Raw genomic sequence first — 13155 nt, 5'->3', positions numbered from 1 at the left:
GGATAAAAAACCGGCTTAAATGCTAACAACGAGCAGATTAAGCCGGTTTTTTTGATGTCTTTGTGTCAATTCTTGACAATTTTTTTGGTCAGCACGCGGTCTTCAAATTCCGCTTTCACAATGTATAACCCGCTGGCAAAATTCGTCAGATCAAAGTCGTATACATTGGTGCTTACTTCCCCAACGACTTTCCGTTCCGCCAATTTCTGTCCCGACACGTTGTAAACAGAGACGGATCGTAGTCCTTCCGGATGCGGGTAAAATTGTACGGAAATTTGTCCGCTCGTAGGATTCGGCGTTACCAGGAACCCGGCTTCTTTCAGATTAGGGTTGATTGTCACCGTCCGGATGTTAATGTCATCCAGGAAGATGTCATTTTCATTCCCGTTTGTATTCAAAAATGCAATCAGCACTTCGCCCTGGTTGATATAGCTGCTGATATTGATCTGCTCAATTCTCCATTCGTTCGCATTGGGTGTGAAGGCGGTGCGCGTAGCGGCGGTGCGTGTGATCAGCGAAGGTCCCCATTTCTTGTAAATGCTGGTGTAAGTCTGCCCGCAATCGGTGCTGATCATGACCTGTAATGTATCCCATACGTTTCCTTCAACATTTGCGTTGGTATAAGTGGCGGCAGCGAGCTGAAATGACACAAACGCGGAGTCAGTCCCTGCAATGTTTACCGTCGGTGCCCGCAAGTAATCCCGCTCGCCTATTGCTTCGTTGCCAAAGTTGGCAATCTTCACCGACGCGGTGCCGGTTTTAGCAGCCGATGTCGTTTTCTCCCAGGTCGTGCCTGCGTCTTCATTCACAATGTCCCAGCCCAGCGGCGGGAAGAGGCTTTCGAAGCTTTCAGTAACTGGTGCCGCGAAAGGTTCATAATATATAAAGGAGATTTTCAATGTATCATTCCCGGTGTTCTCGTCTGCGGCTCCGTTTGGATTGGATGTGTAAATGCTTAGAACGTGGTTTCCTTCCACGGTCGTGAGCGCAGGTAGGTTAACCGTTGTTTCCGCAAAAGTGGCCAGTGAGCCCGTCCAACGATATGTCTGCACAGTGCCATCATCAATGACAGCATGAATGGTCACAGATGTCAGCGTCTCATTTCCACGGTTTACCAGCACAACCTGCGGCGTAAGCGTATTGGCACATATCCGCTGATCCGGGCGCGTGATGGCTTTGAGCGAGGCGTCCTTATTTTTCAGGTTCAATGGCGTGCACGCATCCGAACTGGCAAGAGCCAGTCTGGATAACTGAAAAGAAGCATCCATCCGCTCAACCTGGCCCGTCGTAAACATAATAAGACAGTTATCCGCAGTATAATCCATGTAATTTTGGTACATGACCCCTGGCGCTGTTGGCGTACAGTTATCCGTTTTAATGCCTGATGGACAGGTGCTTGTGCTGTTAGTCTGGTTAGGCGTATCCGCTACTTCGTCACTTCCATTGCATCCGCCATTGTCGTCTCCCCAAATGTGATACAGATTAAAATAATGTCCCAGTTCATGCGTGAGTGTCTTTCCTGCATTATACCCTGCCACACTTCCTCCCGGCAGGCTTCCAAAGTCAATGACAACACCCTGTTCATCGGGAACACCGTCGTCCGGAAATGTTGCATAGCCCAATGTTCCCCCGGATAAATCGCAAATCCAGATGTTAAGATACCGGTTCGGGTCCCAGGCATCGGCGCCACCTGTTTCGGAATGTTTGACCAGGTTGGTAGTATAATCGAAATTGGCGCGGGAAGTGTTATATCGCTCAATCCCTGTCGTGGGTGTCTCTGCGGGTGTGCGCTGGGCGAGGCAAAACTGAATGCCTGATTGTCCGAATAGTGACCTGAAATGAGCAGGCACCCGGTTTGCGCTGGCATTGGTTCCTGCATAATCCCGGTTGATCGTGTCGAGCTGCGCCAGGATTTGCGCGTCGGTAATGAGCGCCTGGCGGTTGGAAACCACATGAAAAACAACAGGAATCGTGACATCCACATTGGTTTTCAAGGATTTGCCTGAAATTTTTCTCGCCTGGATTGCTTGTTTGAGCCGTAATTCGCGCTGATCGAACATGATTTTTAGCGTCGGCTGCCTTGTAAATCTGAGGCTAAGCAAATCCATAGTTCCGCATTTTTCCTGCGCGCGTACATGAGGGCTTTGCGCGAGAGAGAGCAGGATCAGAAGGCTGGCAAGAAGATATTTTAAGTTTGGTAAAGCGTATCGCATTATAGGAATTCCGGAAACAAATGGTGGTAAAAAACGAATGTATGCTGACAGCACTGCCGGTTTTATGTGTACTTACGTAAAAAAACCACCAAGTGATGCGAATTCTTAATTATTTAATTTGTTTATCTTAAAATCATACCTACATTTTTCGGTCATGAGCGAACCTTCTGTTTCTCCTACGCGCAAAATAATCCATATTGATATGGATGCTTTTTACGCGTCCGTAGAACAGCGCGATTTCCCGGAATACCGTGGCAGACCGCTTGCAGTCGGCGGCTCTCCTACCGGCCGGGGCGTGGTGGCGACGGCGAGCTATGAGGCGCGAAAATTCGGGGTACGTTCTGCCATGTCTTCCCGCAGAGCGATCCAGTTATGCCCGCACATTATTTTCGTTCGGCCCCGTTTTGAAGTTTATAAGGCTGTTTCCACGCACATCAGAGAGATTTTCTCCCGCTATACTGATCTGATCGAACCGCTTTCACTCGACGAAGCATTTCTGGATGTGACGGAAGATAAACTGGGGGTCGGCTCGGCACTGGAAATTGCCGGACAGATTAAAAATGCCATAAAAACTGAGTTGAACCTGACAGCTTCGGCAGGCATTTCGGTGAATAAATTTGTAGCAAAAATCGCATCAGACATTAACAAACCGGATGGTTTAACCTTCATAGGACCGTCGAAAGTAGAAGCATTTATCAATGCTTTGCCCGTTGAGAAATTCTTTGGTGTGGGAAAAGTTACTGCCGATAAAATGAAGCGCATGCAGCTCTTTACCGGCGCAGATCTGAAAAAACTTTCCGAAAATGATCTGGTCAAGCATTTTGGAAAAACGGGGCATTTCTTTTATAAGATAGTCAGAGGAATTGATAACCGCGAAGTGCAAACAGAAAGGGAAACCAAATCGTTGGGTGCGGAGGACACGTTTATGTACGACCTGGCGACCATCGAGGAAATGCACAAAGAACTGGATAAGATTGGCGTGACTGTTTTTAACCGTTTACAGAAAAAACAGCTTAAAGGCCGTACCATCACATTGAAAATTAAATACAGTGATTTTACCCAGATCACCAGGAACCACTCCTTCGGTTCACCAGTGGGTGACCTGGACATTATCCTGGATACGGCAAAAAATTTGCTCGGAAAGGTAGATATGGAAGAAAAAACCGTGCGTCTGCTGGGCATTTCGTTGTCGAATTTCGGGGAGTTGGAAATCCGTTCGAGAAGGGCAAAAGATTCGGGTCAGCTGGAACTGTTCAGCTAACCCGAACCCGAAATTTATAATAACAAGGCGTCCACCCGGTGCGCCTGGACTTTTCCCTCGCATGGTGCCCATGAAAAAATCGTAAACCGGCCATCCTGGGAAGCGACGAGTGCAATAGCATCGCGCTGATCGAACACAAACTGCGCAGCCGACAAATGCCTTGTGCCGCCTTGCTGTACCGGATGCATCACCACACCCACGTTTCCTATAACCGGCTCCGTTACCAGCATTTCCTCCACCGGATGCCCTTCCGCTGCCCGCCCGATTTTCGCCCCGAATGCGAGCAGTTCATATTTATCGTTAATGATGGTCGCCCCATCCACGGCAGTCAATCCGGCAAGGCCGTTGATAGCGGAGCTTAGCTGCGACTGCCACCCGATGAGATTAGGGTCTTCCATGTATCTCCGGTTCAGTTCCGCCAGCTCAGAAAATGCAGGCTGGACATCGTATGTGATCGGATGAATGATGGATTTGCGCCAGTCATTTTTTCCATTTGGCACCACGAGCAAAATGCCGCCCCGCTCATGGGCACGCATTGAAACGGCAAGCTGCACAAGCAGGTTTAATGAATCGCTCCACAACCGGGAAGACGTAAAGCCGATCATGGAATTGATCACAGAAGGACAATCGCGGGCCTTACCGCTATTTTCGTCCACAATCTTAACCTGATCACCCTTTAAAACGGCGACATTGACAAACTTGCCGAAGCCGTCCACACGCCGGTGCTTGATCACCAGCATACCCGGCTCAACCACTTCGAGCACAAAACACAATCCTGGTATAACCCGCGTTGTTCCCCAGATCCGCAGCTCGTTTCCTTCCAGCCACACACCCAGATGAATTCCCGAACGCTCCACAGCTGGTGCCAGCTTGGTCAGGATATTCGCGGTCAGCGACAGCTTTTCGCTGAAAATGAGCGGGTTTTCCGCACATTCGGGTGGCAGGAATGCTATGGAGACTTTTGGCGAACGCCCTTCCTCACGGCGAAGGCTTGCCCAGAAAGTGGTGTCAATGATGGTTTCAATCGTTCTGGCGTCGGGTTTGGGTGCCAGTTCCTGGTCATAATGGCTTTGCACGGACAGGTGGTGGCGCTCAAAATGGCTTTCGATAATCTCCGCAACGACCCGCGCAGCTTTGTATGTGGTGACGGAAACAGGATCACCGGCCAGCGTGTCAGTTCCCAAGTTATTAATCATCATGCGGTCACTTAAAATTTTTTACTGTTACTGACGTTCTCTTCGCAGTTGCCCGCAGACAACGAAACGCTGAGTTAAGATAGCAACAAAGAGAAGTTATAAAAAGTTGGAACATCAGGAAGTGCGTATATTTTTTCACACAACTTAATTTTTTTTGACCCGAACTCGATACAGTTAAAGGTGAGTATGAGGCGATTTCGACCGTTTGCTAAATCGAGAATATCTTTTTTTGACAAATTCTTCAACATTGTTTCCAACCATTTTTAAACTTGTAACGTCGTATAAAACAAAGCTTAAAACGAAGCTGGCCATATTTCTGCCATGAAAATAAAACAACGGAATCGATGAATGATCTTGGAAAAAACATATCTTGCCTGCATCAAACTGAGAAAAATGCGTGTATAGACGCACGAGATGGTAATAATCACATTAACTATTTGCATAATGCCGGAAAAAGCTAAGTGAAATCGCTTTTTGTCATTCGCAACTGCATACTATTCCCTCTTCGCCCTTATAAAATTCAAAAACGCAAACGAACAGGACCAAAGTCCTCAGATGGATCTTTGTGTTAAATAAAACAGGACAGCTTTCCGCAGGTAAAACGGGAGCCCTGGTAAAAACAGATTACTGGTTCAATAATTGAAGGTCAGTGCCGGGAAATCTGAATATTAAGGATGTTAAATTAAATAGACAACTATCGGGTACACCATATACTCTACACTTAAATTGTAAGATTGATGAAAAGCATCTCGGTAGTAATTCCGAATTACAACGGAAGGCATTTATTCGAAAAATATTTTGAGAACAATTATAAGATTCTCAACGCATTAGGGACAAAAATCCAGATCATTATCGTTGACGACGCGTCCAGTGACGATTCAGTAGCTTATCTGGAAGAGCATTACGGAAATAATGTGACGATCATCCGAAAGGAAAAAAACTCCGGTTTTTCCCATACTTGTAACCTGGGCATCCAGAAAGCGTCTAATGACCTCATTTTTCTGCTGAATACGGATGTTACACTGGAAGAGGGGTATTTTGAAAAGCTTTACAAATATTTCGAGCTGGAAGATACGTTTGGTGTAATGGGACGCATCATTGGCATGGAGGACGACAACATTCTTGATGCAGCGCGTTCACCGAGGATTCTCGGACGAAAAATAAAGCCGAGCAATTTCTTTTACCTGAAAGATTCTGACACGCTCACGCCTACATTCTATCTGTCCGGCGCCATTGCGTTGATGGACACCAGAAAGCTGAAAGCGATTAACGGTTTCAACGAAATGTTCAATCCTTACTATGGGGAAGATCAGGAAATGTCGATCCGTGCGTGGAGACTAGGCTGGAAGTGTTACTATGAGCACAATGCGGTTTGCCGCCACGAAGTTTCGGCCAGCACGAAAGGACATAAAGACAATTATTCTGTAAAAAGGATCTATTTCAGGAACCGTTACTACATGCATCATCTGCATTTGCACGGCATCGACCTGAACCTGTATCACATGCAGGTGATATTAAGCGACGTGCTCCCCAGCATCATCACGCTGCAATTCTACAAAGCGCAGGCCTATCTGGACTTTCTGCGAAACATGAACGAACTTTCCGTGAAGAAATCGGCGTTCAAAACCCAGATGAAAAATCATAAATCCAATATCGGCATTAATGATGTCATCGAGAACATTAAAATGATGCTGAAATACAAGCAGGTCGTAAAATTATAGTTATTGTCTGCGATTTAGCGCGATATGCATTAATTTGCATCCTCAACCGGAAATTTCACAATTTCCGGCTGTTTTACTTTCAGGCATATTCTAAATATGCCATTTCCATCTAATGAAAACATACTTCCGATTATTATCATTTGCTCAGCCCATTGCCCGATTTGCAGTCCCCTACATCATTTTCACAGTCCTGGGGGTCATTTTCAACACGCTTAATTTAGCTCTGCTCGCTCCTTTGATGAGCACCCTGTTCAACAACAATAAAGATGGGGCCGAAGTAATCCAAAGACCTGACAACTGGGACGTAACCGGTCTCCTCAACTACTACGCGCAGCAAGCGAACGACACATACGGGCCGCACGGTGCTTTGCAGATTGTATGCGGTGTAATCGTAACGTCGATCCTGCTATCCAACATTTTCAAATATTTCTCGCAACGGGTCATGGAAAACCTCCGGATCCACACATTGCTCAATCTGCGTAAAACAGTTTTTAACAATGTAATGAACCTGCACACCGGCTATTTCAGCAACCAGCGCAAAGGGGATATTATTTCAAAGATCGCTTCCGACGTGCAGGTCGTTCAGTTTTCAGTAACCGGAACATTACAGGTCGTTTTTAAGGAACCGTTGCAATTGCTGGCTTACGTTTTCATGCTTTTTGCTACGTCTGCCAAGCTTACATTTTTCGCCATTTTAGTTATTCCAATTTCCGCATTCATTATTTCCAAAATTGTAAAAAGACTAAAAGAGCAAGCGACAATGGCGCAGCATCTTTTCGGTTTGATGATCAGTTATCTGGACGAAGCGCTTTCAGGAATCAAGATCATCAAAGCGTTCAATGCGACAGAGGACATTAAGGAAAAATTTCACCAGGAAAATATCCGGTATTCCGAGCTGGGACGAAAAATGGCACGCCGCCAGCAGTTAAGCGGTCCTGTTTCGGAGTTTTTGGGCGTAACCATGGTCGCTATTATTGTGCTTTATGGCGGTTCGCTGATCCTGGATAATCAATCTGACCTGAGCGTTTCGAAATTTGTTGCCTACATTGCATTATTCTCGCAGGTCATGCGTCCGGCCAAGGCCTTAACGGATTCATTCAGCACCATTCATGCGGGAATTGCAGCCGGGGAAAGGGTTTTAGACCTGGTTGATGAAAAACCCGAGATCCAGGACGCCCCCGATGCCATTGATCTGAAAGAATTCAATCATTCGCTGACACTGCAGAACGTTTCCTTCGCCTACCAGGCAAAGCCGGTCCTTAAATCCATCAATCTCACCATTCCGAAAGGCAAAACGGTAGCGCTTGTAGGCCCTTCCGGCGGCGGCAAATCGACGCTAATGGACCTGCTCCCCCGCTTTATTGACGCACAGGAAGGCAGCGTTTCCATCGACAATCTGAATGTGAAGCAGGTGAAAATGGAATCATTGTGGTCGCTGTTCGGGGTAGTAAACCAGGAATCGATGCTTTTCAATGACACGATCTACAACAACATTGCCTTCGGTAATCATTCGGCTACGCCTGAAAAAGTAGAAGCAGCAGCACGCGTTGCCAATGCGCACGACTTTATTATGGGCACGGAAAAAGGTTACGATAGCAACATCGGCGATCGCGGAATGAAATTGTCGGGTGGGCAAAAACAACGTATCTGCATTGCCAGGGCCGTTTTGAAGAACCCTCCGATTATGCTGTTGGATGAAGCGACCTCTGCACTGGACACAGAGTCGGAAAAACTGGTGCAGGAAGCATTGAATAATTTGATGCAAAACAGGACTTCGCTCGTGATCGCGCACAGGCTGAGCACCATCCAGAAAGCCGATTCGATCGTGGTTCTGGAAGATGGTCAAATTGTAGAACAAGGCAATCATTCAGAGCTCATCGCACGCGACGGGCTGTACAAGCGGCTGATTGACATGCAAACCTTCAACGATTAGTTTAATTAAAGTTCTTATGTTCAAAAAGAGAAATCTGGTTTCGAGACTCTGGCTTAAACACACGGATAAAATACGTTACAAGCAGTACAAGTGGGAGTTAAAAAATCAGAAACAACTTGCGTTTGCCAATTTTATCAATGACGCCGATAAACTGACAAGTCCGGCGAAAATAAAAGAATATGCGGCGCAGAAAGGATGCATCCGCCTGAGCCACAGTGGCAATGCAGGTGATATTATTTACGCATTACCAACCATTGAAGCCATGCGTCGGATGACCAACGCGCGCATTGAATTGTATTTAAGGCTTGGCCAGCCATTGATCCTTTCGGGTTATAACACGCATCCTTTGGGAAATGTAATGTTAAACGAAAGGATGGCCGAAATGCTGATCGCGCTTTTGGAACCGCAGCCTTACATTGATTTCATTGGAATCCACACCGACCAGATTATTGACATTGATCTGGATTATTTCCGTGCAGGAGGAATTCCCCTGGACAAAGGCAACATTGCGCGCTGGTGCAGCTATCTCACAGGCGTAAATCCGATTCTTTACAAATCCTGGCTTACCGTTGAACCTGATCTAGCATACGCAGATACGATCGTGATGGCGAGAAGCGAGCGTTACCGGAATTACACGATCAACTACAAGTTTCTCAATAAATATCCCAACATCGTTTTCATAGGCGTCGAAAGCGAGTATAATGACATCAGGAAGATTATTCCGAACATTAAATGGGTTCAGGTGGGTGATTTCATGCAAATGGCGCGGATCATTAAGGGAGCAAAATTTTTTATTGGTAACCAATCGTTCCCATTCTCTATTGCCGAGGGTCTGAAAGTTCCGCGCATTTTGGAAACTTCATTTGATGTGATCAATGTGGTGCCGGAAGGTGGAGAAGGCTATGATTTCTTCTTTCAGGAACACCTCGAATCGCTGGTTGAAATGCTTAATAACCGCTAAAAAGCGGCTTTTTATACTCAATGTTCATTTAGATATTACTTAAAATGACTAGCAACAAACAAGTTGCTGTTGTCGTTCCTATTTATAAAACTCAACTTTCTGAATTCGAGAAAATATCCATTCAGCAGTGCAGGAAAGTGCTTTCCAACCACCCGATCATTGCGCTGAAACCGGATATACTTGATCTTGACGAATTGGGCAGCGACAACATTTTCACCGGTTCGGTCAGTTTTGATCCTGCTTTTTTTGAGCATGTTCAGGGTTACAACAGGCTCATGCTCAGCCCCGCATTCTACCAGCAATTTCTTGGTTATGAATTCATTCTGATTCACCAATTAGATGCTTTTGTTTTCAAAGACGAACTTCTGAAATGGTGCCGAAGCGGTTACGATTACATCGGTGCGCCATGGCCAAAGCGACTGGAAGAGCCGGACATTGTGAAAGCATTCAAAACCAGGGCCATCACATTGTATCACATTTGGAAAAATACATTTGAAGGCGGCCTGCCCATTCAGCGGCAATTTGATAATGTGGTGGGCAATGGTGGCTTTTCGCTCAGAAGGGTTAAAAAGTTTTTCGATCTGGCAACCAGGATGCAGGACAAGGCGAATGAATATCACCAGCGGCACGAACACCAGTTTCACGAGGATGTTTTTTGGAGCATTGAAGTCAACAGAAAATGGCACAATTTGCGCATTCCCCCATTTAAAACCGCTTACAAATTCTCCATAGAAAACAACCCCGAACGCGGCGTCCGCTTCAATAAAGGACTACCCTTCGGCTGCCACGCCTGGGACGCCCCGGATAATTTTCAATATTGGAAGCCGATACTGATGGAGCTGGGCTATAAGGTAATTTTGAATGAGTGAATCATTCAATCATTCAATCATTCCCCTTCCTCCAAACCCTCCAAAGATCCACATACATCTTATACCATTTCAGGCCTTTAAAGATCCTCGAATGGCGTGCATTCCAGCAAACCTGCATTAATTCTTTATAGGTTTTTCCCTGATCCAGTTTCCTTTCAAAATATAATCTGAAAGCCCGGCGCTCATACCTAAGCAAGCTTTTTTCATCCAGCCCATCGGCATTGACTGGCAATACTGCACTCCACTTTTTGTGGACCTTTGATATTTCATTTTCCCAAACCTGACTAAAATTCCCCTCTGAAAAGTGGCTTAAAAGCACCTCGTAAGTGACGGCCACATCATATTGCCTTCCTACTGCCAGCGAAAAATCAATGTCGTAGGCGTGAAAATGTTTCAGGAGGTGTTGGTCAAAAGGATGCGTAAGCGCAACTTCTTTTCTTGTCGCCATCCAACATCCGTCAATGCTCGCCACTTTGGTCAGTTTTTCGTTCTTCGCGTTGCGGTAATCCAAAAACGCTTCTCTCCCCGAATGTTTGAAGCCCTGAATGAGGTTACAATAAAACCCGCCGTTCATTTCCAGATCGGCATTGTACCAGCTCGACGGCACCAGCGATTTATATCCACCACCGGCAACGCCAACCAGTCCGAGTTTTGGGTTACCAGCAAATATTTCCAAAACCCTGGCCCCCCAGTGCACGGTTTTCATTTCAATATCTTCATGCATAAACACCAGGATATCGTATTTCGCCTGCTTCGTCCCTTCATTATAAAGTTCACAGATGCCCTTTTCAGCATTCGCATTGGCAAAAGCGATAATTTCATGATCCGTGCCGATTGTCTCGGCAACATTCTCCTTAACCAGCTGCAGCGCTGCGGGATCGGCCGAACAGATGATTACTGATATCATTATTAATGGGTCAATACGGCTAAAACTAATCGCTCCAAATGCATGGGAGCTGCCTGTAAAGTTAGCGCTTTAAGTAGAAAGTGCACCCCGGTGGCATTTTAAAGGGGTTACAAACTTTTATCAATATCAATGAAACGCACCTCGCTTTTCCTTTTCCTGCTCCTGAACACCTCTGTTTTCGCGCAGGTAAAACTCGCCCGACTATTTTCCGATCATGTTGTTTTACAAAGACAAAAACCCATTCCGGTCTGGGGCTGGGCGAAAGCGGGTGAAAAAGTGAAAGTGACGCTTGCTCAGCAAGCATTGCAAACAAAAGCGGATGCTTCCGGTAAGTGGATGGTAAGCTTCAATCCGCTGGAAGCCGGTGGACCGCATACATTGAATGTGTCGGCAAAATCGGGGCAGGCGTCTGTTAATGACATCCTTATCGGTGAAGTCTGGCTGTGTTCAGGGCAATCGAATATGGAATGGCCTGTGTCGGCCGCCAAGGATTTTGAAATAGAGAAACAGAACGCGAATTTTCCCCAAATCCGTCATTTCAGGGTCGAACACAATGTAACATTACAGCCCGAAATGGATTTAAAGGCCGGTGAATGGCAAATCGCATCCTCGGAAACAGTAGGAGCTTTTACAGCCGTCGGGTTCTTTTTCGCCCGCGAATTGTATCAAAAATTAAACATTCCGATTGGCCTCCTGCATTCCTCCTGGGGCGGATCGCAAGTGGAAGGCTGGATCAGTAAAGAAGGAATGCAAAGCGACGATGAACTGAAAACTTATGCGCAAAACCTTCCTAAAACATGGCAGGAAGCAGATATCGTCATGGACGCCAAACTCAGGAAAACACTTTTTAAAAGTGATTCGTACACGCCAACGGCAGAAGATGAAAAGAAATATGTGGGCGAAAACATTGATTTTTCCACATGGCTGAAAACGGCTGATCCGGTTGGACAATGGGATTGGAAGGGCCTAATGGGTTATCGGGGAAAGGGTTATATGGCCAAAGAAGTGACCATTCCTGCTGATCTGACCGCGAAAGAGACTATTTTATCATTGGCCGAAAACGATAGTCCGAACAAAATTTATATCAATGGAAAACTAATTGGCGAAACTGCTGAGAAAGGCGTTCGCAAAATAAAAATCCCTGCCAACTCCTGGAAAGAAGGTAAGAACCAACTGGTTATTGCGCTGGGAAACATGGTTGGCACCCCCTGGTTCGGGCGGGGAATGATGGGCAATGCGAGTGACATGTATGTAGAAGACGGCGCGTTAAAGATTAGCCTGGCGAAAAATTGGCTGCTTATGCCGGCATTTGCCGAAAAGCACGAGTATGCGCACCTGATGAACAATGTTGGCACAAGCATTTACAACGCCATGATCGTTCCGCTGCTTCCGTTCGCGATCCGCGGGTCGCTTTGGTACCAGGGCGAGGCCAACACAGGAAGGGCTTACCAATATCGTAAGTCGTTCCCGCTGTTGATCAATGACTGGCGCAGGCTTTGGAATGATGAGTTTTCATTTTACTGGGTGCAGCTTTCGAGTTTCGGAAAAGATGAGGACAGCAATAAAGGAAGTAATTGGGCCGAATTGCGTGAGGCGCAAAATATGACATTAAGCCTGCCAAAAACCGGAATGGCCGTAACCACTGACGTAGGTAATCCCGATAACATTCACCCGACCAATAAACAGGATGTGGCCCACCGCCTGGCAACCCAGGCCCTGAAAAATGATTACGGTCAAAACATCCCGTATGCTTCGCCGCTTTACGACAAAGTGCAATTCGTTGATGGAAAAGCAGTTGTATCATTCAAGCACGCAGAAAACGGCTTGATGGTAAAGGATCGCTACGGCTATCTGAAGGGATTTGAAATAGCAGGCGAAGACAAGGTCTTTTATTATGCCAAAGCAGAGATCAAGGGAAATACAGTAGAAGTTTCACATCCGAAGGTTACCAAACCAGTGTCCGTAAGATATGCATGGTCGGATGCGCCCGAAGAAGCTAATCTATTCAGCACAGATGGCTTTCCCGCCAGTAGTTTCAGGACGGACGACTGGCCTGGCCGTTCAATTAACGGCAAATTTCAGTAAACAGCATCT

9 protein-coding genes are annotated in these 13155 nt (G+C 46.3%); 6 read left to right on the top strand and 3 right to left on the bottom strand.

Translation table 11 applies throughout. The annotated features are described in order from the left end of the window. Positions 1-65: 65 nt before the first annotated feature. A complete protein-coding gene (locus tag MUK70_RS06940; RefSeq protein WP_234656142.1) occupies positions 66-2108 on the bottom strand; it encodes a M43 family zinc metalloprotease in 2043 nt (680 codons plus the stop codon). A gap of 259 nt (positions 2109-2367) precedes the next feature. Here MUK70_RS06940 and dinB point away from each other — a divergent pair, with 259 nt between their 5' ends. Then, positions 2368-3474: a DNA polymerase IV gene (gene dinB, locus MUK70_RS06935; protein ID WP_234656143.1), complete on the top strand. Its 1107-nt coding sequence runs from the start codon at positions 2368-2370 to the stop codon at positions 3472-3474. Between the two features lie 14 nt (positions 3475-3488). On the opposite strand, the gene MUK70_RS06930 is transcribed toward dinB, so the two are convergent. Next, positions 3489-4673, bottom strand: a complete 1185-nt coding sequence (locus MUK70_RS06930) for a putative sensor domain DACNV-containing protein (RefSeq protein ID WP_310590036.1) — start codon at positions 4671-4673, stop codon at positions 3489-3491. A gap of 734 nt (positions 4674-5407) precedes the next feature. Here MUK70_RS06930 and MUK70_RS06925 point away from each other — a divergent pair. The 4 genes from MUK70_RS06925 (at position 5408) to MUK70_RS06910 (ending at position 10154) form a co-directional block, all read left to right on the top strand. Continuing rightward, positions 5408-6391 (top strand): glycosyltransferase family 2 protein, encoded by a 984-nt coding sequence (locus MUK70_RS06925; RefSeq protein ID WP_234604825.1) that lies wholly within the window; start codon positions 5408-5410, stop codon positions 6389-6391. Positions 6392-6503: 112 nt separating this feature from the next. Beyond that, positions 6504-8324, top strand: coding sequence for an ABC transporter ATP-binding protein (locus tag MUK70_RS06920; protein ID WP_234604823.1), 1821 nt, complete (start codon positions 6504-6506; stop codon positions 8322-8324). Positions 8325-8340: 16 nt separating this feature from the next. Next, a complete protein-coding gene (locus MUK70_RS06915; protein WP_234656144.1) occupies positions 8341-9285 on the top strand; it encodes a hypothetical protein in 945 nt (314 codons plus the stop codon). A gap of 44 nt (positions 9286-9329) precedes the next feature. Beyond that, a complete protein-coding gene (locus MUK70_RS06910; RefSeq protein WP_234656145.1) occupies positions 9330-10154 on the top strand; it encodes a DUF5672 family protein in 825 nt (274 codons plus the stop codon). A 13-nt stretch (positions 10155-10167) separates the two neighbouring features. On the opposite strand, the gene MUK70_RS06905 is transcribed toward MUK70_RS06910, so the two are convergent. Then, on the bottom strand, positions 10168-11061 hold the full coding sequence (locus tag MUK70_RS06905; RefSeq protein WP_234656146.1) for a glycosyltransferase: 894 nt from the start codon (positions 11059-11061) through the stop codon (positions 10168-10170). A 129-nt stretch (positions 11062-11190) separates the two neighbouring features. Here MUK70_RS06905 and MUK70_RS06900 point away from each other — a divergent pair, with 129 nt between their 5' ends. Next, complete coding sequence (locus tag MUK70_RS06900; protein ID WP_234656147.1) at positions 11191-13146, top strand: sialate O-acetylesterase; 1956 nt, start codon at positions 11191-11193, stop codon at positions 13144-13146. Positions 13147-13155 lie beyond the last annotated feature (9 nt).

The sequence above is a fragment of the Dyadobacter chenwenxiniae genome (assembly GCF_022869785.1).
Lineage (GTDB): Bacteria > Bacteroidota > Bacteroidia > Cytophagales > Spirosomataceae > Dyadobacter > Dyadobacter chenwenxiniae.
Note: the sequence above shows the minus strand (reverse complement) of the source record. Positions and strands in the feature narration are given on the sequence as shown.

Excerpts from the sequence above, each read along its gene's own strand:
- MUK70_RS06940 (WP_234656142.1), bottom strand. The coding sequence starts at position 2,108 with ATGGATTTGCTTAGCCTCAGATTTACAAGGCAGCCGACGCTAAAAATC.
- dinB (WP_234656143.1), top strand. The coding sequence starts at position 2,368 with ATGAGCGAACCTTCTGTTTCTCCTACGCGCAAAATAATCCATATTGAT.
- MUK70_RS06930 (WP_310590036.1), bottom strand. The coding sequence starts at position 4,673 with ATGATGATTAATAACTTGGGAACTGACACGCTGGCCGGTGATCCTGTT.
- MUK70_RS06925 (WP_234604825.1), top strand. The coding sequence starts at position 5,408 with ATGAAAAGCATCTCGGTAGTAATTCCGAATTACAACGGAAGGCATTTA.
- MUK70_RS06920 (WP_234604823.1), top strand. The coding sequence starts at position 6,504 with ATGAAAACATACTTCCGATTATTATCATTTGCTCAGCCCATTGCCCGA.
- MUK70_RS06915 (WP_234656144.1), top strand. The coding sequence starts at position 8,341 with ATGTTCAAAAAGAGAAATCTGGTTTCGAGACTCTGGCTTAAACACACG.
- MUK70_RS06910 (WP_234656145.1), top strand. The coding sequence starts at position 9,330 with ATGACTAGCAACAAACAAGTTGCTGTTGTCGTTCCTATTTATAAAACT.
- MUK70_RS06905 (WP_234656146.1), bottom strand. The coding sequence starts at position 11,061 with ATGATATCAGTAATCATCTGTTCGGCCGATCCCGCAGCGCTGCAGCTG.
- MUK70_RS06900 (WP_234656147.1), top strand. The coding sequence starts at position 11,191 with ATGAAACGCACCTCGCTTTTCCTTTTCCTGCTCCTGAACACCTCTGTT.